Genomic DNA, 21473 nt, shown 5'->3' on the forward strand with positions numbered 1-21473 from the left:
GCCGCGGCCATGTGCGGAATTGCCGGCATTTTCCATTGCGGCACGGCGAAGCCCGTCGATCCGCTGCGGGTCGAGCGGATGTGCGATGTGCTGGCGCATCGCGGGCCGGACGGATCGGGCGTATGGACCGCGCCGGGCGTGGGGCTGGGCCATCGGCGCCTGTCGATCATCGACCTCGCCGGTTCGCCCCAGCCGATGCATGCCGCCGATGGCGGGGCGGTGATCGTCTTCAACGGCGAGATCTACAATTACCGCGAGCTCCGGCGGGAGCTGGAGCGGGACGGGGCGCAGTTCCGCACGGACGGCGATACGGAAGTGATCCTCGCCGCCTGGCAGCGGTGGGGCGTGGACTGCCTCGAACGGCTGAACGGCATGTTCGCCTTCGCCCTCTATGATTGCCGCACGCGCAGCCTGTTCCTGGCGCGCGACCGCTTCGGCGTGAAGCCGCTGTTCATGGCGCATCTCAGCGATGGCAGCCTGGCTTTCGCGTCCGAGCTCAAGGGCCTGCTCGCGCACCCGCTGCTGCGGCGGGAGGCGGATCCGCTGGCGATCGAGGATTATCTCGCCTGGGGCTATGTCCCCGATCATCGCAGCATCCTGAAGGGGGTGGAGAAGCTCCCCGCCGGCCATTTCCGCCTGCTGCGCCACGATGCGCCGCCCGCCGCGCCGCAACGATGGTGGCAGCTGTCCTTCGCCGAGCGCCACCGGGGCAAGCCGCGCGATCTGGAGGCAGAACTGCTGCACCACATGCGCGAGGCGGTGACCAGCCGCATGGTCGCGGATGTGCCGCTCGGCGCCTTTCTTTCGGGCGGAGTTGATTCTTCCAGCGTGGTGGCGCTGATGGCGGAGGCGAGCCGGGAGCCCGTGCGCACCTGCTCGATCGGCTTCGACGTCGCTTCCGCCGACGAAACATCCCACGCCGCGCGCGTGGCCGAGCTGTTCGGCACCAGCCATGAGGCGCGGCGAGTCAGCGCCGACCAGTTCGGCCAGATCGACACGCTGGCGGCCCTGTTCGACGAACCCTTCGCCGATGCCTCCGCCCTGCCGACTTGGCGGGTGTGCCAGCTGGCCCGGGAGAAGGTGACGGTGGCGCTGTCGGGCGACGGCGCGGACGAGGCGATGGCGGGCTATCGCCGGCAGGTGTTCTTCGCGCATGAGGAGCGGGTGCGCGCACTGCTGCCCGCGCCGCTACGCCGGCACGTACTGGGGCCGCTTGGCCAGCTCTACCCGAAGGCGGACTGGGCGCCGCGCCCGCTGCGCGCCAAGGCGACCCTGCTCGCGCTCGCCGAGGATGCGGAGCATGCCTATGCCCGCAGCCTCGCCGTGGCCGGGCCGGAGCGGCGCGCGGCGCTCTATTCGCGCGATTTCGCGCGGCGGATCGGCGGCTATCGCGCGGAGCAGCCCTTCATGGAGACGATGCGCAGCGCCCCAGCCCGATCAGGGCTGGACCGGGCGCAATATGCCGATCTCACCTTCTGGCTGCCCGGCGACATCCTGACCAAGGTGGACCGCACCAGCATGGCGGTGGGCCTGGAAGCGCGCGAACCACTGCTCGACCACCGCCTCGTCAGCTTCGCCGCCGCTTTGCCCGAGCGGATGCGCGTGCAGGGCGGGCAGGGCAAATATCTGCTGAAGCAGGCCATGCGCCGCTATCTGCCCGACGACATACTGTTCCGCCCTAAGCAGGGCTTCGTCACGCCGATTGCGGACTGGCTGCGCGGCCCGCTGGCCGGGCAGGCGCGCGGCATTGCCGCCAGTGCGGCGCTGGCGCGCACCGGATGGTTCGATACGATCGCGGTCAGCCGTCTGGCGGAGCAGCACATCTCCGGCCGGTTCGACAATTCCCGTATCCTCTGGCAGCTGCTGATGCTCGATCGCTCGCTCGTCCGCCTCGGCATCACCGGCTGAGCAGCGCCGCCGGCGGAGCGGGCTTAGCTGCTGCAGTGGCCCTGCGCCATGTAGTCGGCGCTGCGCATCTCCATCAGCCGGCTCACCGTCCGTTCGAACTCGAACGAACCATCGCCCGCGCGATAGAGCGCATCCGGCTGCGCATCGGCGGCGGCGAACAGCTTGACCTTGCATTCATAGAGCGCGTCCACCAGCGTCACGAAGCGGGCGGCTTCGTTGCGCATATCCGGCCCCATCACCGGAATGCCGACGATGATTACCGTGTGATAGGCGCGCGCCAGCGCCAGATAGTCCGGCGTGCCGCGCGGCTCCCCGCAGAGCCGCTTGAAGCTGAACACCGCCACGCCCTTCAGGCTCTTGGGCACATGCAGCATGCGCCCCCCGCCCAGGTCGAGATCGGCGGCAGGAACATGCGCGGCATCCTCCACCGGATAGTCGGTCAGGCGGAAGAACACCTCGCGCAGCGCCTCGGTGGCGGCGGCGCCATTGGGCACATGCCAGGTTTCCAGCCCCGCGATCCGGTCCAGCCGGTAATCGGTCGGGCCGTTCAGCGGCACCACGTCGAGCTGCCGCTCGATCAGGCTGATGAACGGCAGGAAATGCTCGCGATTGAGCCCGTCCTTGTAGAGATCTGCCGGCGGGCGGTTGCTGGTGGTGACGAGCGTCACGCCTTCATCGCAGATCAGCGCGCGGAACAGCCGGCTCATGATCATGGCGTCGGCGGAATTGTTCACCACCATCTCGTCAAAAGCGAGGCAGCGCAGGTCCTGCGCGATGGCGGCGGCAACGGGGGGGATCGGATCGCCGCTTTCGGACTTGCGCGCCTCGCGCAGCCGCGCGTGGACCTCCTGCATGAAGGCATGGAAATGCACGCGGCGCTTCCCCGTGATGGCCAGCGTTTCGTGGAACAGGTCCATCAGCATGGACTTGCCGCGCCCCACGCCGCCCCACATATAGACGCCGCGCACGGGCGCAGGGCGGGCGAACAGCCGCGCCAGCAAGCCTCCGCCGCGCTGCTTCTCAAGTTCGGATTGCAGCCGGTCCAGCCGCTCGGCCGCGCGCCGCTGATCCGCGTCGGGCTGCAATTCCCCCGCGGCGACCAGCTCTTCGAAACGCGAAAGCAGCCCTGCCATCAATTGCGCGGCTGCATCGCCTCATATTGCGGCAGGGCAGGGTCGAAGCGGTCCCAAGTGACCGCATCCTTGGTGTAGATCACGCTTTCCGGCGCGATCAGATCGGGATCATCCAGCGATCCGGCCTGGATCATGATAAACTCGCCCGGCAGATCGCCCGAGGTATAGAGGCGGCCACCACAAGTGCCGCAGAAATGCCGCGTCACGCTGCCGCCCGTGTCACCGCTGTTGGTGTAGGTGGCGGGCGTCCCTTCCATCGTCAGCTGGCTGCGATGCACGCCGATGATAGTGGTATGGCCGGTGCCCGTCGCCTTCTGGCAATCCTTGCAGCAGCATTGGGAAACGAAGAGGCTCGGGCCGGCCAGTTGATAACGCAGGGCCCCGCACAGGCAGCCACCCGCCGCCGTCTGCCCTTCAACCAGTCCGCCCATCCGCTGTTCTCCGTTCAAATCCGGCCGTTCAAATCTGGCGTTCCGCCTGCATCTTCTTGATCTCCGCGATTGCCTTGGCCGGGCTGAGGCCCTTGGGGCACACATTCGCGCAGTTCATGATGGTGTGGCAGCGATAGAGGCGGAAGGGATCTTCCAGCGCATCCAGCCGCTCGCCAGTCATCTCGTCGCGGCTGTCCGCCAGCCAGCGATAAGCCTGCAGCAGGATCGCCGGGCCGAGGAACTTGTCGGAATTCCACCAATAGCTGGGGCAGGCGGTGGAGCAGCAGGCGCACAGGATGCACTCATACAGTCCGTCCAGCTGTTCGCGCTGTTCGGGGCTCTGCAGCCGTTCCTTGCCGCTGGGCGTGGTGGAGACGGTCTGCAGCCACGGACGAATGGAGGCATATTGCGCATAGAAATGCGTGAAGTCGGGCACCAGATCCTTCACCACTTCCATATGCGGCAGCGGGGTGACGCGGATTTCGCCCTTCAGGTCCTGCATCGCCGTGGTGCAGGCGAGGCCGTTCTTCCCGTTCATGTTCATCGCGCAGGATCCGCAGATCCCTTCGCGGCAGGACCGGCGGAAGGTCAGTGTCGGGTCGACCTCGTTCTTGATCTTGATGAGCGCGTCGAGGACCATCGGGCCGCAATCGTCCAGATCGATCTCGAACGTATCGTAGCGCGGGTTCTGCCCGCTGTCCGGATCCCAGCGATAGATCTTGAACTTCTGCACCCGGGCGGCGCCTTCGGCCTTGTGGTGCTTGCCCGGCGCATTGATCTTGCTGTTCTTCGGAAGGGTGAAGGTGGCCATGGTGCGCGCATTCCTCGCTTTGTTGCGGCCTATCTACTCATTCGGACGCGGAGGGCAAGGGAAGCTGCGGTGATGCGCGGCGATTGCCGTTGGCGGGCCGCCTGCCTTTGGTGCAAGGGGGCGGGGAGATGACCGCCTTCGCCCTCTATGATCTCGACAAGACGGTGCTGCGCCGTGCCAGCTTCACCCCGTTCCTGATCTTCGCCGCCCGCCGCGCCGCGCCTTGGCGGGTGTTGCTGCTGGCGGTGTGGCTGCTGGCGATGGCGGCGTACAAGGTGGGGCTGTGTTCGCGCGGGGCGCTGAAAGGCTTCGGGCTGCGGCTGTTCCTTGGCGGGCGCGTGACGGAGGCCCGGCTGCGGGCGCTGGGGGAGGCATTTGCCGACCATGTCGTGCCCGGCTGGATCGCCCCGGGCGCCGCGCGCGCGATGGAGCAGGACCGGGCCGAAGGCCGCGAACTGGTGCTGGTGACCGCTGCCATGCATTTCTATGCCGAGCCGATCGCCCGCCGGCTGGGATTCGCCGACATTCTCGCCACCCGGCATCATGCGCTCGATCCCCATGGCGCCTGCCGGATCGACGGGGAAAACTGCTATGGCCCCGAAAAGCCGCTCCGTGTCGCCGCCTTCCTCGCGGCGCGGGGGCTGGCGCGGGAGGCCTGCACGCTGCGCTTCTATTCCGACAGCGCCAGCGATGCGCCGCTGTTCGATTGGGTGGACGAAGCGGTGCTGGTGGACCCCGGCCCCGGCGCGGCGCGCATGGCCGCTGCGCGGGGGTGGCGGGTCGCCCGCTTCGCTCAGGAAGGCTGAGCCGGCGCCGCTTGCGGAGCTTCGAGCGCCCGCAGGATCGTGGCGATGTGGCGGTCCCAGGTAAACAGGTCGGCGGCCCGCGCCGTTGCCGCTTCCGCCATGCGGTGGCGGCGGGCGGGCTCATCAAGCAGCCCGCGGAGCACCTCGGCCAAGGCATCCGGGTCGTGCCCGTCCACCGCGTGGCCGGAAATCCCTTCCTCGATCAGCTCGATCGCGCCGCCCTCGCGGCCCACCACCGGCACGGCGCCGGCCAGCATGGCATCCGCGATGGCAATGCCGAAGCCTTCGAAATCGCGCCCGCCGTCGGCTTCGACCTGCGGGTGGAGGAAGATGTCGGCGCGGGCATAGAGCTGCGCGGCATGTTCCTCGGTCACGAAGCCGAGGATTTCCACCTGTTCGCCCAGCTCCAGCTCGGCCGCGAGCGCGCGCAGGGCGGCAAGCTCGGGCCCGCGCCCGGCGATGGCATAGCGGAAGCGGCGGCCTTCCCGGCGCATGGCCGCGCAGGCCCGGAGGCAGGCGGCGATGTTCTTGCGCGGTTCCAGCCGGCACAGGGAGAGCAGGAATGGCTCGGTTCCAGCCGGATGGGGGGACGCGGGGGAACTGGTGCCCGACGTGCCGTTCCACGCCACAATCGGCTCTGGCATGCCCGGTCCCAGTCGCGCCGCCAGCCGGCCGGCGCTGTGATGGCTTACCGCCACGATCCGGCGGGCGCGGCGGGCGACATGCCGCATCAGGCGCAGGGAAATGCCACCCGCATACATGAACTCGCGACCATGGAAGGTGGTGAAATAGGGCAGGCCCAGCAGCAGCGGCATCACCGATGTGCGCCAGGTGGTGCCATGCACCAGCAGCGGGGGGCCTGCGCGGCGCAGCTCCTGACGCATGGCCGTGCGGAATCGCAGCGGCACCGACACTCCCTTGCCCGCGCCGATATCCACCACCAGCACCGGGCCGACCCGCTCGCGCCGGGGGCCGGCGCTCGTCTGGGTGAACACGGTCACCTCCGCTCCCGCCTGGGCATAGGCATGCGCCACGCCGCGCGCATAGGTCTGCATCCCGCCTTCGTCGGGGGTGTAGCCCTTGGCCATCACCCACAGGCGGCGGCCCGCAAGATTACCTGTATCCATTACCGGTCCTATGCCACGAATTCGTCGATCGCCTGCGCCGCGCGGCGCGAGGCAGGCTGATCGGTCACCGAAAAGCTGTCGGCGAACAGCGCGCGCTGGGTGGGGAGATAGTCGCCATGGGTGGCGATTGCCCGGTCAACCTCCGCCAGAATATCGGCCTCCGGCCCGGCAACCGGGCCGGCGTGCCAATGCGCGAAGGAGGGATCGTCGCGCCAGTCGAAGCCATGCGCGTCGAGGTGGAGCACCGGGCGCGGGTGCAGCAGGAATTCATAGACCTGGCTGCTCACATCGCCGCAATAGACATCCGCCAGATTGGTATAGCTCATGTCGGTCGCGGCCGGGCTGCCCCGGTCCACCAGAATATGCGGGCATTGCGCCACCCACGGATCGACGGGGGCAACGCGGCTGAGGGCCGGCGGGCTGATGGTGACGGTGTAGCGCCGCTGGAACAGCATCACATGCGGCGCGAAGATGAGATTGTAGCGATCCGACTGCGCGAAGGCGCGCAGCAGCGCCGGCCCCATGCGGTAATAGCTCGAAAGCCGCGGCGAGGGGTGGGGGGCATAGAGCACTGTCGGCCGCGTGGGATCGGGGAAGGGGCTGGCAATCCGATGCTCCCCATAGAGATCGAACTTGGGATAGCCGGTGACGCGGATGCGTGCCGGGTCCACCCCCGCCTCCGCCGTCAGCCGCCGCGCGATCTTGGGGCCGGATACCAGCACCAGATCGAAGCGCGCGCTTTCTGGCCCGAAGCCGATCGCCCGATCCCCCGCGCCGTGGCGGGTGTGGATGATGCGCGGGCTATCGAGGCCATAGCGGGTCTTGAGCAGGAGCGAGGTCTTCTCCGTCACCACCAGTGCCTGGAAGCCGCGGAAGAAATCCAGATTGTCGCGATAGAGCAGGATCTTGCGCGCGGGGATCAGGCCTTGCAGCGATGCCGCGGCGAAGCGGGAAAGCGGGCGGGTGAGCCCCAGTTCGACGATCCGCGCGCGCCCGCCCGCGGCGCCCGCCATCTGCCGCAGCCGCTCTGCCAGCGGGGCGCTGCCTGCGGCCAGCACCACCTCATGCGTGCCGCGCGCCGCCAGCTCCAGCGCGATCGGCAGGCTATGCGCGATCTGGTGCGACTGGTCATGATTGAAGAGGAAGCAGACGCGCGCCATCCCCGGTGGCGCTAGCGCAATGGCCCGTCAAAGCAAGCCCCCGAAGCGGGCCTGCCGGAGCGGCCCGGTGGTGGATGTTCGTGGCTGCAGGCATTGAACCTTCGCCCGCTCTCGTCCAAAGGGCCAAGCCATGTCATCCACGCCGGCCAGCGGCAAGCGCAAGGGCTTGCCCAATATTCTTGGCAATATCGCCTGGCTGGTAGGCGGCAAGGGCTTCGGCGCGATCTGCAGCCTCGTCTATCTTGCGCTGCTCTCGCAATCGCTGGGCATCCGCGATTTCGGCCACTTCTCGCTGATCTTCGGCACCGGGCAGGCGCTGGTGGCCATCGCCGGCTTCCAGACCTGGCAGACCATGGTCCGCTTCGGCGCGCAGGCCATCCACCAGCAGGACTGGGGCCGCTTCGGCCGGCTGGCCTGGCTGTGCGGTGGGCTTGAGGCGGCGGGGGCGATCTTCGGCTGCCTGGCCGCCTATGTGATCTATTTCGGCTTTGCCGACCGGCTCGGCCTCAATCCCGCCTATGTGCACATGGCCTTTGCCTTCAACTGCGCGCTGGTGTGGGCGCGGGTGACCACGCCCAATGGCATCGTGCGCGTGCTCGACCGGTTCGATGTGTCGATCTATGTCGAAGCCGTCGTGCCGGCCGGGCGTGTGTTGGCGGCGATTGCGATCGTGGTGATGGGCGCAAGCGTGGGGCGGTTCCTCTTCGCCTGGGCGGCGATCGATTTGCTCGCCGCCGCGTTGTACTGGATCGCCGCCTGGCGCCTTGCGCCGCATGCGCTGGCGCGCCGCCATATTGGCGGCATCCGCACCGCGCTGCGGGAAAATCCCGGCGCAGCCCGTTTCTTCGGCATCACCTATCTCAGCTCCACGCTCGATGCGCTGTTCAAACAGGGCCCGCTGCTGGCAGTGGGCTACTTCCTCGGCACCAGCACGGCGGGCATCTATCGCCTGGCGGACCAGCTGGCGCAGGGCTTCGGCAAGCTCTCTGCGCTGCTCGGCCGGGCGATCTATCCCGAAATCACCCTGGCGCGCATCTCCAATGACGCGGGCGATTTCCGCCGCCTGGTGCTGCAGATCACCGGCATCGCCGGGATCGGCGGCCTGATCGTGACGCTGGTGGCGCTGTTCTTCGGGGGGGACGTGCTCGGGCTGATCGGTGGCGAGGCCTATGCGCGGGGAGGGGTGATCCTGCTGCCGCTGGTGATCGGCGCGGCGTTCGAACTCGCCAGCGTCTCTTACGAGCCGGTGCTGCATTCCACTGGCCATGCGGCCTATCCGCTGATCGCGCGGGTTATTGCCGTGCTGACGCTGGGGGTCGGCATCTTCGCCTTCGTGTCTGCCGGGCCGGTGGGCATCGGTTGGGCCGTGGCGCTGGGCATGGCGGCGGGCTATCTCGCCATGAGCGTAATCGTCTGGATCGTGCTCCACTGGGATCGAAAGCGGGCCTGATGGTGGCGGCGCTGGTCCTTGCCGGCACGCGGCCCGGTGGCGATCCCTTCGCACAGGCCGTGGGTGCCGCGCATAAGGCGCTGATCGTCATCGAGGGGCAGACCATGCTGGCGCGCGTGGTCGAGGCGTTGCGCGCGGCCGAGTGCGCGCCGGTGATCGTATGCTGCGACGAAGGGCCGGTGGCGGATCTTGCCCGCGCGCTGGGGGCGGAGATCGTGCCGCCTCGCAGCGGGCCGAGCGGCAGCGTTCTGGCGGCTTTCGACCAATCCGGCGCGCCGCTGCTCGTCACCACCGCCGATCACGCCCTGCTGCGGCCCGAATGGGTACGTGAGCTGATCGACAAGGCGCCCGGAGAGGCTGACCTTGCCGTGATGCTGGCGGAGCGCGCACGGATCGAAGCCGCCATGCCGGGCAGCCGGCGCACCTATCTGCGCTTTGCCGATGGACACTGGTCCGGCTGCAATCTCTTCCTGCTCCGCACGCCGCGCGCCCGCAAGGCGATCGAAACCTGGGCCGTGGTGGAGGCGGATCGCAAGCGCCCGTGGAAGATCGTCGCCCGTCTCGGTCTCGGCAACCTGCTGACCTATCTCCTCGGCCGCCTGTCGCTGGCGGACGGGCTCGCCCGGCTGGGCCGCCGCTTCGGCGCGGAGATTGCGCTGGTTCCGGCCAGCGACGGGCTGGCGGCGGTGGACGTGGATAGCGAGCGCGATCTGGCCGACGTCACCGCCCTGCTGGCGCGGCGCGGATAGCTGCGGCGCAAAGAAAAAGGGCCGGCCCTTTCGGTGCCGACCCCTTTCTGACTTCAAGCAATTGCGGCGCGATCAGGCGCCGAAGGTGCGCTGCCACCAGCCACGCCGCGGCGAACCGCCTTCGGCATCACCATTGGCATCGTTCGCAGCTTCCGGGTCACTCGCGTCCTGCGGCTGCGCTTCCACTGTCGGAGCGGCGGGAGCGGGTTCCTCCGCAGCCGCTTCTGGCTCGGGCTGCGCTTCGGCTTCGACGTCCGCCTTCTTGCGACGCGTGCGCTTGGGCTTGGCCGGTTTTGCTTCCTCGGCCGCTTCCGGAGCGGCGCTGGCTTCGCCGGCGTCCTCGGTTACGACTGGTTCCGCCTTCTTGGCGCGGGAGCGACGCTTCGGCTTCTCGGCGACTGCCTCTTCCACCACGGGCGCTTCTTCAGCGGGCGCAGCGGCTTCCGCTTCAGCTTCGGGTTCAGCCTTTTTGCGGCGCGAGCGGGGCTTGCGCTTGGGCTGCTCTTCCTCGGCAGGGGCGTCCGCGGCTTCGGCGACTGCGGGTTCCGCGGGCGCTTCCGCCTCCGGCTCCGCTTGCTCGCTCACCGCATCGGGCTCGCCCACATCGGCATCGCCCTCGGCCTGTGCGTCGGATTGTGCTTCACCGGCCTCACCGGAGTCGTCCTGCCGACGCCTGCGGCGGCCACCACGGCGGCGGCGCTTGCGCGGGGTATCGCCCTCGTCAGCGCCGGTCGCTTCGGCCGGAGCGCCACCTTCGTCCTCAGCTTCGTCGTCACCGTCTTCGGCGGAGGACTCATCGTCCTCGCCATCGCGCTCCTCGCCATCGCGGCGGTTGCGGCCGCGGCCGCCCCGGCGACGACGGCGGCGCTTCTTGCGCGGCTCGTCATCCTCTGCGGACTCGGATTCCTCGGCGGCTTCCGCTGCCTCGTCCTCTTCCTCCTCATAGTCGCTGTCATCATCCTCATCGATGATCGGAGCGAATTTCGGAGCTTCGGCCGGGCGGGGGCCGGAACTGGTGACGCGCATCTTCGCGCCTTCGTCCTCGCCTTCGGGCACCACTTCCACGGAGACGCCATAGCGCTGCTCGATCTCGGACAGATCGGCGCGCTTGGCGTTGAGCAGATAGATCGCCGCCTCGGTGGAGGCATAGAGGCTGATCGTCGTGCCCTTGCCCTTGGCCGCTTCGTCCTCGATCAGGCGCAGAGCCGAAAGGCCGGCGCTGGAGGCGGTGCGGACAAGGCCCGTGCCGTCGCAATGCGGGCAGGCGCGGGTGGTCGCTTCCAGCACACCGGTGCGCAGGCGCTGGCGGCTCATTTCCATCAGGCCGAAGCCGGAGATGCGACCCACCTGAATGCGCGCGCGGTCGTTCTTCAGCGCGTCCTTCATCGCGCGCTCGACCTTCCGCACGTTGGAGCCATGCTCCATGTCGATGAAGTCGATCACCACCAGCCCGGCCATGTCGCGCAGGCGCAGTTGGCGCGCGATCTCGCGCGCGGCTTCCAGATTGGTGTTGAGCGCGGTCTGCTCGATCCCGTGCTCCTTGGTGGAGCGGCCCGAGTTGATGTCGATGGACACCAGCGCCTCGGTGGGATTGATGACCAGATAGCCACCCGATTTGAGCTGCACCACGGGGTCGTACATGGCCGAGAGCTGGTCTTCCGCGCCGAAGCGCTGGAACAGCGGCACCGGATCGGAATAGGCCTTCACCCGCCGCACATGGCTGGGCATCAGCAGCTTCATGAAGGAGCGGGCGGACTTGTAGCCTTCCTCGCCCTCAACGATCACTTCTTCGATGTCGCGATTGTAGATGTCGCGGATCGCGCGCTTCACCAGGTCGGAATCCGAATGGATCATCGTCGGCGCGCTGGAGGCCAGCGTCTGCTCGCGGATCTCGTCCCACAGGCGGGCGAGATAGTCGAAGTCGCGCTTGATCTCGGTCTTGGTGCGCTGCAGGCCGGCGGTCCGGACGATCAGGCCCATGGAGCGCGGCAGGCTGAGCTCGCCCACGATCTGCTTCAGGCGCTTGCGGTCCCCGGCGGAGCTGATCTTGCGGCTGATGCCGCCGCCATGGCTGGAATTGGGCATCAGCACGCAATAGCGGCCGGCGAGGCTGAGATAGGTCGTCAGCGCGGCGCCCTTGTTGCCGCGCTCTTCCTTCACGACCTGGACCAGCAGCACCTGGCGCCGCTGGATCACATCCTGGATCTTGTAGCGGCGGCGCAGCGCCTGGCGCTTGGCGCGCAGCTCGTCCATTTCCTTGGCGCGGTTGCGGCTTCCGCCACGGCCCTGGCGGCGGCCGCGGCCGCGGCGGCCTCGGACCCGGCCGTTCTCGCCCTCATCACCGTCATCGGAGGATTCGTCGCCGTCTTCACCGGCTTCGTCATCCTCGACATGGCCATCCTCGATCGTGGCCACATCATCCTTCTCGCTGGTGTCGATTTCCTCGACGCCGCCGGAATGCTCGCGCTCTCCGTCGTAATCGTCGCCGTCGGAATCCAGCGTGTCGCCGTCGTCCTCGTCATCCTCGGCAGCGCGCAGCGCGGCTTCCTCGTCCGCATGGGCCTGCTCCTCAGCAAGCAGCGCCTCGCGGTCGGACTGCGGGATCTGGTAATAATCGGGATGGATTTCGCTGAAGGCGAGGAAGCCGTGCCGGTTCCCGCCGAAATCGACGAAGGCCGCCTGCAGCGAAGGTTCTACGCGGGTAACCTTGGCGAGGTAGATGTTACCCTTGATCTGCTTGTGATCGGCGGATTCGAAATCAAACTCTTCGATCCGGTTGCCCTTGAGCACCGCCACCCGCGTTTCTTCCGGGTGGCGCGCATCGATTAACATGCGCGTTGCCATTTAATATTCTCCGGGCGCGCGCGGTCCGCATGGCAGTGCCATGGTCCGTTGCGCGCCGATCTGTGTGAAAAATCCTGCCGCGGATCCGGCCGGTGCCGGAAGCGCGATCGAATGATGTGCGGTCGCCCGGCGCAAATGGCCCGGCGACGCGGCGAAATGTGTCTGCCGTAACGAAAAGGCGCAGCCTTGACGTATGTGCGCGAGCACTTGCCGCCCAAGCGCCGCCATACGGCTGCGTTTCGGCGGAATGGCTCTTGCTTCTCATTATGGCATCAACCTGTAGGCATGTCCGGGGCCGGCGGTGCGCCCGCCCGGGAATGTCGGGCCATGTAAGGGCCGGACGCGGATTTGCTAGCATCCGGGGAAAGCGTCGGCAACCATATTGCGCGCCGGCGTAAATTTCCCTTGGTTCGATGGCGGGGCAATCGCTAACCGGATCGCGGCATGTTCTACCGCCTGCAGATAGTGCTGGTGTTCCTTGCGCCCTTCCTGCTGCTGGGCGTGCTGGCGGCGTTCGGCCTTTCGCTGCCGGTGCCGCACCTGGGGCGCGGCTATGTCATCCGGATCGACTTGCCGGAGCCGGGGGCGCCCGTGGCGCTGCCGCAGATCTTCGGGCCGCGGGATCCCTCCCGCCCGCTGGTGGTGATCGACGCGGGCCATGGCGGGCACGATCCGGGCGCCAGCGGGGGCGGCTTCGTGGAAAAGGCGATCGTCCTCGGCCTCGCGCGCGCCTTGCGCGATGAACTGGTGCGCGAAGGCGGCATCCGCGTGGCGATGACCCGCGATGACGATCGCTTCCTGGTGCTGGACGAGCGGGCGGAGATCGCGCGGCAGCTGGGGGCGGACCTGTTCCTGTCGATCCACGCCGATTCCGCGGGGGATCGCGATACGGTGAGCGGCGCCAGCGTCTACACGCTGTCCGCCCGCGCATCGAGCGAGGCGGCGGCCCGCTATGCCGCGCGGGAGAACAGCGCCGACATGGTGAACGGCCAATCCCTGGCCGACCAGCCGGAGGATGTGAGCGCGATCTTGATCGAACTTTCCCAGCGGCGCACGCAACAAGAATCGAGCGAGTTCGCCTCGCTGATCCTGCGGGAAGGGGAAGGCACGCTGGTGTTCAATCCGCAGCCGCGGCGATCGGCGGCGCTGGTCGTGCTGCGGGCACCGGACGTGCCCTCGGTGCTGTTCGAATCCGGCTTCGTCACCAATCCCGATGATGCGGCGCGGATCGCATCGCCGCAGGGGCAGGCGCGCTTTGCCCGGGTGATGGCGCGCGCGATCCGCATCTATTTCGCCCGGAAGGCGGGCGCCTGACGGGGGCGGGCGGCGCCGCGGCCAGCCATTTCCGGCGCCGTGGGAAGCTGCGCCGTTGGTTCTGGCGCGAGTCAGAAATCGCATGCTAAGGGCAGCCGCGACATGGCCGATACCGATCAGACCGCCGGCGAGAGCTTCCGCTACCGCATTCGCCGCGATGCCTCCGGCGCCTTCACCTGGCTGCGGCAGAACTGGCGCGAGAAGCGGTGGTTCCGCTGGCTTGCGAGCGCCGTGCTGGTGGGTCTGCTCGCCTTCCTGGCGGGCTGGATCGTGCTGGCGCGCAACCTGCCCGATGCCGAGACGCTGCTGGATTACGAACCGCCGCTGCCCACCATGGTGCGCGGTATCGATGGCGAGATCGTGCATTCCTATGCGCGTGAACGCCGCGTGCAGTTGCAGTTCAAGGATCTGCCGACCCAGCTGATCAACGCCTATACCTCGGCCGAGGATAAGACCTTCTGGACCCATGGCGGCATCGACCTGGGCGGGTTTGCCGGCGCGGTGATCGACTATGTCAGCAAGATCGGCTCGGGCGAACGCGCCGTGGGCGGTTCCACCATTACCCAGCAGGTGGCGAAGAACATCCTGGTGGGCAATGAATATTCGGTCACCCGCAAGCTCAAGGAGATGATCCTGGCCCGCCGCATAGAAGGCGTGCTGAGCAAGCGGGAAATCATCACCCTCTATCTCAACCAGATACCCCTCGGGCGCCGCAGCTTCGGCGTGCAGGCCGCCGCGCGCGCCTATTTCGACAAGGATGTGGGTGATCTCACCCTGCCGGAAATGGCCTATCTGGCGATCCTGCCCAAGGCGCCGGAAACCTACAGCCGCCCGCAGCACTATGATGCGGCACTGGCGCGGCGGAACTTCGTGCTCGATCAGATGGCGGAGAACGGCCACATCACCCGGGCCGAGGCGGAAGCGGCCAAGGCAGCGCCGCTGGGCATCGTCCGCCAGCGCGAAGAACGCTCGGTGGATGCGGGCTATTTCCTCGAGGAAGTGCGCCGCGAGCTGATCTCGCGCTATGGCGAGAATGCCGAGGACGGGCCTGACAGCGTCTATGCCGGCGGCCTGTGGGTGCGCACCTCGCTCGACCCGGAGATGCAGACGGCGGCGCAGAATTCGCTGCGGGCAGGGCTGCTGCGCTATCAGGGCAATCGCGCGTGGAGCGGGCCGGTGGCGACGATCGACCCCGGCAAGGGCGACCTCATGAAGCAGCTCGCCAGCTCCTATCTCTCCATCAATTATCAGAACTGGCGCATCGGCGTGGTGACGCAGGTGTCAGGCGGCGGCGCGCGGATCGGCTTTGCAGACGGCAAGGAGGCGCCGCTTTCCAACGTGCCTGATGCGCTCAAGGTGGGCGATGTGATCGCCGCTTCGCCCAGCGGCAATGGCTGGCGCGTGCGCACCGTGCCCGAAGTGTCCGGCGGTTTCGTGGCCGAAGATCCGAACACCGGCCGCATCCTTGCCATGCAGGGCGGCTTCGATCCGCGGATCGACAGCTTCAACCGGGCGACGCAGGCGCTCCGCCAGCCGGGTTCGACGATCAAGCCCTTCGTCTATGCCACCGGCCTCGACCACGGGATGACTCCCGCCACCATGGTGCCGGACCAGACCTATTGCTATTACCAGGGCGCCAATCTGGGCGAAAAGTGTTTCCGCAATTTCAGCGGCGGCGGCGGCGGTGTTCACACCATGCGCTGGGGGCTCGAGCAGTCCCGTAACCTCATGACCGTGCACATCGCCATGGATGCCGGCATGAACAATGTGGTCAAGACGATCGACCGGGTGGGGATCGGCACATACGATCCCTATCCCGCCTTTGCGCTGGGCGCGGGCGAAACCACGGTGGAGCGGATGGTCGGCGCCTATTCCGCGCTGTTCAACCACGGGCTCAAGCACGAGCCGACCGTGATCGACTATGTGCAGGACCGGAACGGCAAGGTGATCTGGCGCGCCGACAAGCGTGAATGCACCGGCTGCAACATGGACAATTGGGACGGCAAGCCGATGCCGCGCCTCGCCCAGCGGGGCAAGCAGGTGCTCGATCCGCGGACCGCCTATCAGGTGGTGCACATGATGGAAGGCGTCGTCCAGCGGGGCACGGCCGTGGTGCTCAACGACCTCGGCCTGCCGCTGGCGGGGAAGACGGGCACCACCAACGGGCCGACGAATGTGTGGTTCGTGGGCGGATCGCCCGATCTGGTGGCCGGCGTCTACATGGGCTTCGACCGGCCGCGGAACATGGGCGGCTATGCCCAGGGCGGCACGCTCGCGGCGCCGATCGTGAAGCAGTTCATCAAGGAAACGCGTGACAAGTGGACGGGGCGGCCGTTCCTCGCACCCGAGGGCGTGCGGATGGTGCGGATCGATCGCCGCACCGGCCGCCGGGTGTTCGATGCCTGGCCGAGCGGAGAGGCGCGCGCGCCGGTTATCTGGGAGGCCTTCAAGCCCGATACGGAGCCCCGCCGCCTGCGCCGCCGCGATCAGGTGGACGAGTTGCGCGAGCTGATCCTGGCGCAACTGCGCCGGCGCGAAGCGCGTGCCGCCAACGCCGCCGCCAACCGGAACCAGGGCGAGCAGTCGGACTTCGTGGAGGAGCAGGGCGGGCTCTACTGATTTGGGGAAGGGCGCCTTGCGCACCCTTCCCTTGCCGGTGGACTTTGCCCGCGGCGCGGTTCATTATCCGCGCATGACCACGCGCCCGTTCCTCATCGCCGCGGCCGCCGCCGCCCTGCTGGCCCCAGTCCCCGGCTCCGCCGCGCTGAAGCAAGGCGCGAAGGCGCCGGAGATCGTCACCAGCGGCGCGCTTGCGGGGAAGACCTTCTCCTTCGATCTGCAGAAGGCGCTGAAGCAGGGACCGGTGGTGCTCTATTTCTTCCCCAAGGCGTTTACCCAGGGCTGTACGCTGGAAGCGCATGCCTTCGCGGAGGCCATGCCGCAGTTCAAGGCCGCTGGCGCGCAAGTGGTGGGCCTTTCCGCCGACGACCTGCCGACGCTGCAGAAGTTCTCGACCGAGGAATGCCGCGATGCCTTCCCGGTTGCCCAGGCGAGCGCACAGACGATCAAATCCTATGACGTGGCCTTCGCGCGCGACGGCAAGGACACGGGCCTCTCGGACCGCACCTCCTACGTCATCGCACCTTCGGGCAAGGTCGTGATGGTCCATTCCGACCTCGACTGGCGCAAGCATGTGGAGCTCACGCTTGCGGCGGTGAAGTCGCTCGGCAAGCCTTAGCTTCCGACGTCCCGCTCGCTTCGGCGGGCGCTCCCCACCACTTTCGCATTCCGGCGGCCTGCGCTAGGGGCCGCTCCCAAGGAGATTTGCCATGCGTGCCGAAGGGCAGGCTAATATTGACCGGATCGAAGCGGCGTTGGCGCTTGTGCGCAAGTCGCTCGACTGGGACCGCGCGCTGCGCCGGCTGGACGAACTCAATGCGCGGGTGGAAGACCCGACGCTGTGGGACAATCCCAAGCAGGCGCAGGCGATCATGCAGGAGCAGAAGCGCCTCAGCGCCGCTATCGGCACCGTGCGTTCGATCACGCAGGAGATGAACGACGCGGTGGAATTCGTCGAACTCGGCGAGGCCGAGGGGGACGACGAAACGATCGCGGAAGGCCTGGCCACCCTGCAGGCGCTGGCCGATCGCGCGGATAAGGACAAGGTGCAGGCGCTGCTGGCCGGCGAGGCCGATGGCTTCGACACCTATCTGGAAATCCACGCCGGCGCCGGCGGCACCGAAAGCCAGGACTGGGCGGAGATGCTCCAGCGGATGTACACCCGCTGGGCCGAGCGCAAGGGCTACAAGGTCGAGCTGGTCGATTATCACGCGGGCGACCAGGCCGGGATCAAATCGGCCACGCTGCTGCTGAAGGGCGAGAACGCCTATGGCTATGCCAAGACGGAAAGCGGCGTCCACCGGCTGGTGCGCATCAGCCCCTATGACAGTTCCGCCCGCCGCCACACCAGCTTCAGCTCGGTATGGGTGTATCCGGTGATCGACGACGATTTCGAGGTCGAAATCAATCCGGCCGACCTCAAGATCGATACCTATCGCGCCTCGGGCGCGGGCGGCCAGCATGTGAACACCACCGATTCCGCGGTGCGCATCACGCACCAGCCGAGCGGCATCGTGGTCGCCAGCCAGATCGACCGATCCCAGCACAAGAACCGCGAAATCGCGATGAACATGCTGAAGGCGCGCATCTTCGAGGAAGAGATGCGCCGGCGCGAGGAAGCCGCCAGCGCCGAGCACGCCTCCAAGAGCGATATCGGCTGGGGGCACCAGATTCGCAGCTATGTGCTGCAGCCCTATCAGCTGGTGAAGGACCTGCGGACCGGCACCACCTCCACCAGCCCGGACGACGTGCTGGATGGCAAGATCGACGATTTCATCGCCGCCGCGCTCGCGCAGCGCGTGACGGGCGAAGCCGTCGAAGTGGAGGATGTCGAATAGCGTCTTCCCGGCGGTGGTTTTGCCGACCGCGTGAAGAGACGCTAGATGTGCAGCCCATGCAGCGCCTGATCGCCCCCGTCCTGCTGGCCTCCTGCCTGGCGGCGTGCCAGCCGGCCGCCGACGACGGCAGGCCGCCCAGCGCGCGCGAGTTCCCGCGTGCCTATCGCGGTGTGTCGGCCCCGGCGGGCAGCAGCGTCAGTTCCGAAAAGGCGCGTGACGACCGGCGCGAGGCCGAGACGGTGATGGAGCTTGCCGACATCCGCCCCGGCATGACGCTGGCCGATCTGGGCGCGGGCGAGGGCTATTATACCGTGCGGCTTGCCGATCGCGTGGGGCCGCGCGGGCGCGTGCTGGCCGAGGATATCGATCCGGGCGTGCGCCGCCGGCTGGCCGACCGCGTGGAACGCGAACGGCTGGACAATGTTTCGGTACAACTGGGCACCGTGGACAATCCGAAGCTGCCGGAAAATAGCTTCGACCGGATTTTCATGGTGCATATGTATCATGAGGTCGCCGAACCCTATGCCTTCCTGTGGAACATGCGTTCCGCCCTGCGCGAAGGTGGCAAGGTGATCGTGGTGGAGGTGGATGGGCCGCCTTCGCAACATGGGCTGGAGCCCAAGCTGCTGTTTTGCGAATTCGACCATGTCGGCTTCCGGCTGGAGGAATTTGTTCGCAAGCCGGAACTTGCAGGCTATTATGCGCAATTCGTGGCTGAAGGCCTGCGGCCTGAGCCGCAGGACATCGAACCATGCAGCCAGCCGGGCGACCAGAATTGAAATGCACCGGGTAACCGGTGTGGTGCGGGGATTTAGATGGATTTCAAAGGGTTAAAGCCCATTCTCTATGGCGGGCGGGAAGTCTGGCCGCTGATCGAAGGCGGCAAGGGCGTATCGGCCACCAATCATGCGAGCTCTGGTGCCTGGGCGGCGGCCGGCGGCATCGGCACGGTGAGCGCGGTGAACGCCGACAGCTATGATGCGGAAGGCAAGATCATCCCGCAGGTCTATGACCAGCTGACGCGCAAGGAGCGGCACGAGCAGTTGGTGCGCTATGCGATCGACGGCGCAGTGGAACAGGTCCACCGCGCCTACGATATTGCCGGCGGCCGCGGTGCGATCAACATCAACGTGCTGTGGGAAATGGGCGGGGCGCAGGCCGTGCTCGAAGGCGTGCTCGAACGCACGCGCGGGCTGGTGGCCGGGGTGACCTGCGGCGCCGGCATGCCCTATCGCCTGGCGGAGATCGCCGCGCGCTTCAACGTCAACTATCTGCCGATCATCAGCTCCGCACGCGCCTTCCGCGCGCTGTGGAAACGGTCCTATCACAAGGTGGCCGATCTCATGGCGGCGGTGGTCTATGAAGATCCGTGGCTGGCTGGCGGCCACAACGGCCTGTCCAATGCGGAAGACCCCACCAAGCCGGAAGATCCCTATCCGCGGGTGAAGGCGCTGCGCGAAACGATGCGCAAGGAAGGCATTCCCGAATCGGTGCCGATCGTAATGGCGGGCGGGGTGTGGTTCCTGCGCGAATGGAACAACTGGATCGACAATCCCGAACTGGGCGCGATTGCCTTCCAGTTCGGCACCCGGCCGCTGCTCACGCATGAAAGCCCGATCCCGCAGGGTTGGAAGGATCGGCTGCGCACGCTGGAACCCGGTGACGTGCTGCTGCATCGTTTCAGCCCCACGGGCTTCTACAGCTCGGCCGTGCGCAATCCCTTCCTGCGCAATCTCGAAGGCCGCAGCGAGCGGCAGATTCCCTATTCGCGTGTCGAAGCGGGCGAGCACACGGTGCAGCTCGACGTTGGCGTGAAAGGCAAGAACTTCTGGGTCACGCCCAAGGACCGCGACCGCGCCCGTGCCTGGGTGGCGCAGGGCTATTCCGATGCGCTGAAGACGCCGGACGACACGGTGGTGTTCGTGACGCCGGAAGATCGCCAGACGATCCGCGAAGATCAGGCCGCCTGCATGGGCTGCCTGTCGCATTGCGGCTTCTCGTCGTGGAAGGACCACGATGATTACACCACCGGCCGCCTGGCCGATCCGCGCAGCTTCTGCATCCAGAAGACGCTGCAGGATATCGCCCATGGCGACGATGTGGAGCAGAACCTGATGTTCGCCGGCCATGCGGCCTATCGTTTCAAGCAAGATCCCTTCTATTCCAACAATTTCACCCCCACGGTGAAGCAGCTGGTCGATCGCATCCTGACCGGGGATTGAGGCGCTATCCGGTGCTGCGGCGTCGCTCCGTTCGGCGGCCCCGAGCAGTGCCGGATTGGGAAACTCGTGCGAGCAGGGCGGGGCGCGCTTGAAGCGAATCCACGCGCGGCGCTAAGGAGCGGAAATGCGCCGCTTTCTTGCCGCCCTTCTGCTGCTCGCCTGCCTGTCCGCCCCCGCCATGGGGCAGGAACGGGAGACGCCCTATTGGGCGACCTTGCGCGCGAGCGAGGTGAACATGCGCGTTGGGCCCAGCTCCGACTATCCCGTCTCCTGGGTCTATCGCCGGCAAGGGCTGCCGGTGAAGGTCATTCGCCTGAACCAGGGCTGGCGTCTCGTGCAGGACCCCGATGGTGCGGAAGGCTGGATCGTCGCCCGCCTGCTCAGCCCCGAACGCGGGGCCATCGTGATCGGCGAGGGCATGGCGGAAATCCACAAGGATGCCGCTGCCGGATCGCCCGTGCTGTGGCGGGCCGAACCGGGCGTGGTCGGCCGGCTCGGCGAGTGCGAGCAAGGCTGGTGCCGGCTCGATATGGACGGCCGCAAGGGATGGGTGCGCGAGGACCGCATCTGGGGCGGCGGGGAGCCGTAATCTCGCCCGCTGCCAGGGGTTTCAGGCGGTCTTTTCGGCGGTGAGCGTCTGGCCGTTTTCCGACGTGATCGTCAAAGTCCCGTCCGCTGCCGGCTTGGTGAGGGTGTAGCAGGTTTCGCCCTCGGCCGTGCCGGCGGACAGGCACAGGCGGTCGCCTTCCTCCTGCCAGCTGCCCTGGGCGATGATGTCTCCGCCGACGCTGTCGATATAGGTGCCGTCCGCGGCCAAAAAGCGGGACAGCGCGCGGCCATCCTCCAGCGTAATCTCATAGGATCCGGCCATGGCGCTGGGCGGCGCCTCCTCCACCAGCGGAGCATTATCGGTTTCCTGCTCGGCGGGCTCCTGTGCGGAACAGGCGGCGAGCAGGCTGAGCGATCCGGCCAGGGTTCCGGCAAGAGCGAGTGTCTTCATGGTTCCTCTCCGTGTTGAGGGGTAGGGTAACATGGCGACGCTGGCGCTGACACCGCCGGGC

General features: G+C 67.4%; 18 protein-coding genes. 11 read left to right on the top strand and 7 right to left on the bottom strand.

The window, feature by feature from the left end; translation table 11 throughout:
- Positions 1–9: 9 nt before the first annotated feature.
- A complete protein-coding gene (locus AEB_RS10585) occupies positions 10–1908 on the top strand; it encodes an XrtA/PEP-CTERM system amidotransferase (protein WP_119083165.1) in 1899 nt (632 codons plus the stop codon).
- A gap of 23 nt (positions 1909–1931) precedes the next feature.
- On the opposite strand, the gene zapE is transcribed toward AEB_RS10585, so the two are convergent.
- Genes zapE through AEB_RS10600 form a run of 3 tightly spaced genes read right to left on the bottom strand, consistent with a single transcriptional unit; the run spans position 1932 to position 4283 of the window.
- Positions 1932–3041: a cell division protein ZapE gene (zapE, locus tag AEB_RS10590; protein ID WP_119083166.1), complete on the bottom strand. Its 1110-nt coding sequence runs from the start codon at positions 3039–3041 to the stop codon at positions 1932–1934.
- Positions 3041–3472, bottom strand: a complete 432-nt coding sequence (locus tag AEB_RS10595; protein WP_172593061.1) for a GFA family protein — start codon at positions 3470–3472, stop codon at positions 3041–3043. The genes zapE and AEB_RS10595 overlap by 1 nt, the downstream gene beginning before the upstream one ends.
- Positions 3473–3500: 28 nt before the next feature.
- Positions 3501–4283, bottom strand: coding sequence for a succinate dehydrogenase iron-sulfur subunit (locus tag AEB_RS10600; RefSeq protein ID WP_119083168.1), 783 nt, complete (start codon positions 4281–4283; stop codon positions 3501–3503).
- Positions 4284–4411: 128 nt separating this feature from the next.
- Here AEB_RS10600 and AEB_RS10605 point away from each other — a divergent pair, with 128 nt between their 5' ends.
- Positions 4412–5089 (top strand): HAD family hydrolase, encoded by a 678-nt coding sequence (locus AEB_RS10605; protein ID WP_119083169.1) that lies wholly within the window; start codon positions 4412–4414, stop codon positions 5087–5089.
- Here AEB_RS10605 and AEB_RS10610 read toward each other — a convergent pair.
- A complete protein-coding gene (locus AEB_RS10610; protein WP_119083170.1) occupies positions 5077–6216 on the bottom strand; it encodes a glycosyltransferase family 4 protein in 1140 nt (379 codons plus the stop codon). The two genes, AEB_RS10605 and AEB_RS10610, sit on opposite strands and share 13 nt — an antisense overlap.
- A gap of 8 nt (positions 6217–6224) precedes the next feature.
- Complete coding sequence (locus AEB_RS10615) at positions 6225–7376, bottom strand: hypothetical protein (RefSeq protein WP_172593062.1); 1152 nt, start codon at positions 7374–7376, stop codon at positions 6225–6227.
- Between the two features lie 130 nt (positions 7377–7506).
- Between AEB_RS10615 and AEB_RS10620 the strand changes: the two genes are divergently transcribed.
- Positions 7507–8826 (top strand): lipopolysaccharide biosynthesis protein, encoded by a 1320-nt coding sequence (locus AEB_RS10620; RefSeq protein ID WP_119083172.1) that lies wholly within the window; start codon positions 7507–7509, stop codon positions 8824–8826.
- Positions 8826–9575 carry a nucleotidyltransferase family protein gene (locus AEB_RS10625; protein WP_119083173.1) on the top strand — a complete coding sequence of 250 codons (750 nt, stop codon included), beginning with the start codon at positions 8826–8828 and terminating at the stop codon, positions 9573–9575. The genes AEB_RS10620 and AEB_RS10625 overlap by 1 nt, the downstream gene beginning before the upstream one ends.
- Before the next feature lie 72 nt (positions 9576–9647).
- Here the strand turns inward: AEB_RS10625 and AEB_RS10630 are convergent, their stop codons facing one another.
- The gene (locus tag AEB_RS10630; protein ID WP_119083174.1) at positions 9648–12419 is read right to left on the bottom strand and encodes an Rne/Rng family ribonuclease; all 2772 of its coding nucleotides are present in this window, start codon (positions 12417–12419) and stop codon (positions 9648–9650) included.
- A 444-nt stretch (positions 12420–12863) separates the two neighbouring features.
- Between AEB_RS10630 and AEB_RS10635 the strand changes: the two genes are divergently transcribed.
- The 7 genes from AEB_RS10635 (at position 12864) to AEB_RS10665 (ending at position 21001) form a co-directional block, all read left to right on the top strand.
- Positions 12864–13733: an N-acetylmuramoyl-L-alanine amidase family protein gene (locus tag AEB_RS10635; RefSeq protein WP_119083175.1), complete on the top strand. Its 870-nt coding sequence runs from the start codon at positions 12864–12866 to the stop codon at positions 13731–13733.
- A 102-nt stretch (positions 13734–13835) separates the two neighbouring features.
- Positions 13836–16352, top strand: coding sequence for a penicillin-binding protein 1A (locus AEB_RS10640; protein WP_119083176.1), 2517 nt, complete (start codon positions 13836–13838; stop codon positions 16350–16352).
- A gap of 73 nt (positions 16353–16425) precedes the next feature.
- Positions 16426–16971, top strand: a complete 546-nt coding sequence (locus AEB_RS10645; protein WP_119084588.1) for a peroxiredoxin — start codon at positions 16426–16428, stop codon at positions 16969–16971.
- Positions 16972–17062: 91 nt separating this feature from the next.
- A complete protein-coding gene (gene prfB, locus AEB_RS10650) occupies positions 17063–18190 on the top strand; it encodes a peptide chain release factor 2 (RefSeq protein ID WP_119083177.1) in 1128 nt (375 codons plus the stop codon).
- Between the two features lie 56 nt (positions 18191–18246).
- Positions 18247–18969, top strand: coding sequence for a methyltransferase domain-containing protein (locus AEB_RS10655; RefSeq protein ID WP_119083178.1), 723 nt, complete (start codon positions 18247–18249; stop codon positions 18967–18969).
- 36 nt (positions 18970–19005) lie between these two features.
- Complete coding sequence (locus AEB_RS10660) at positions 19006–20412, top strand: NAD(P)H-dependent flavin oxidoreductase (RefSeq protein WP_119083179.1); 1407 nt, start codon at positions 19006–19008, stop codon at positions 20410–20412.
- A 124-nt stretch (positions 20413–20536) separates the two neighbouring features.
- Positions 20537–21001 (top strand): SH3 domain-containing protein, encoded by a 465-nt coding sequence (locus AEB_RS10665; protein ID WP_119083180.1) that lies wholly within the window; start codon positions 20537–20539, stop codon positions 20999–21001.
- A gap of 21 nt (positions 21002–21022) precedes the next feature.
- Here the strand turns inward: AEB_RS10665 and AEB_RS10670 are convergent, their stop codons facing one another.
- Entirely contained in the window at positions 21023–21412 is a 390-nt protein-coding gene (locus tag AEB_RS10670; protein WP_119083181.1) for a hypothetical protein, read from the bottom strand.
- Positions 21413–21473 lie beyond the last annotated feature (61 nt).

Source organism: Altererythrobacter sp. B11 (genome assembly GCF_003569745.1).
Taxonomy (GTDB): domain Bacteria; phylum Pseudomonadota; class Alphaproteobacteria; order Sphingomonadales; family Sphingomonadaceae; genus Croceibacterium_C.

Bases quoted from the DNA above. Each gene is read 5' to 3' on its own strand.
- AEB_RS10585 (WP_119083165.1), top strand. From the start codon at position 10: ATGTGCGGAATTGCCGGCATTTTCCATTGCGGCACGGCGAAGCCCGTC.
- zapE (WP_119083166.1), bottom strand. From the start codon at position 3,041: ATGGCAGGGCTGCTTTCGCGTTTCGAAGAGCTGGTCGCCGCGGGGGAA.
- AEB_RS10595 (WP_172593061.1), bottom strand. From the start codon at position 3,472: ATGGGCGGACTGGTTGAAGGGCAGACGGCGGCGGGTGGCTGCCTGTGC.
- AEB_RS10600 (WP_119083168.1), bottom strand. From the start codon at position 4,283: ATGGCCACCTTCACCCTTCCGAAGAACAGCAAGATCAATGCGCCGGGC.
- AEB_RS10605 (WP_119083169.1), top strand. From the start codon at position 4,412: ATGACCGCCTTCGCCCTCTATGATCTCGACAAGACGGTGCTGCGCCGT.
- AEB_RS10610 (WP_119083170.1), bottom strand. From the start codon at position 6,216: ATGGATACAGGTAATCTTGCGGGCCGCCGCCTGTGGGTGATGGCCAAG.
- AEB_RS10615 (WP_172593062.1), bottom strand. From the start codon at position 7,376: ATGGCGCGCGTCTGCTTCCTCTTCAATCATGACCAGTCGCACCAGATC.
- AEB_RS10620 (WP_119083172.1), top strand. From the start codon at position 7,507: ATGTCATCCACGCCGGCCAGCGGCAAGCGCAAGGGCTTGCCCAATATT.
- AEB_RS10625 (WP_119083173.1), top strand. From the start codon at position 8,826: ATGGTGGCGGCGCTGGTCCTTGCCGGCACGCGGCCCGGTGGCGATCCC.
- AEB_RS10630 (WP_119083174.1), bottom strand. From the start codon at position 12,419: ATGGCAACGCGCATGTTAATCGATGCGCGCCACCCGGAAGAAACGCGG.
- AEB_RS10635 (WP_119083175.1), top strand. From the start codon at position 12,864: ATGTTCTACCGCCTGCAGATAGTGCTGGTGTTCCTTGCGCCCTTCCTG.
- AEB_RS10640 (WP_119083176.1), top strand. From the start codon at position 13,836: ATGGCCGATACCGATCAGACCGCCGGCGAGAGCTTCCGCTACCGCATT.
- AEB_RS10645 (WP_119084588.1), top strand. From the start codon at position 16,426: ATGACCACGCGCCCGTTCCTCATCGCCGCGGCCGCCGCCGCCCTGCTG.
- prfB (WP_119083177.1), top strand. From the start codon at position 17,063: ATGCGTGCCGAAGGGCAGGCTAATATTGACCGGATCGAAGCGGCGTTG.
- AEB_RS10655 (WP_119083178.1), top strand. From the start codon at position 18,247: ATGCAGCGCCTGATCGCCCCCGTCCTGCTGGCCTCCTGCCTGGCGGCG.
- AEB_RS10660 (WP_119083179.1), top strand. From the start codon at position 19,006: ATGGATTTCAAAGGGTTAAAGCCCATTCTCTATGGCGGGCGGGAAGTC.
- AEB_RS10665 (WP_119083180.1), top strand. From the start codon at position 20,537: ATGCGCCGCTTTCTTGCCGCCCTTCTGCTGCTCGCCTGCCTGTCCGCC.
- AEB_RS10670 (WP_119083181.1), bottom strand. From the start codon at position 21,412: ATGAAGACACTCGCTCTTGCCGGAACCCTGGCCGGATCGCTCAGCCTG.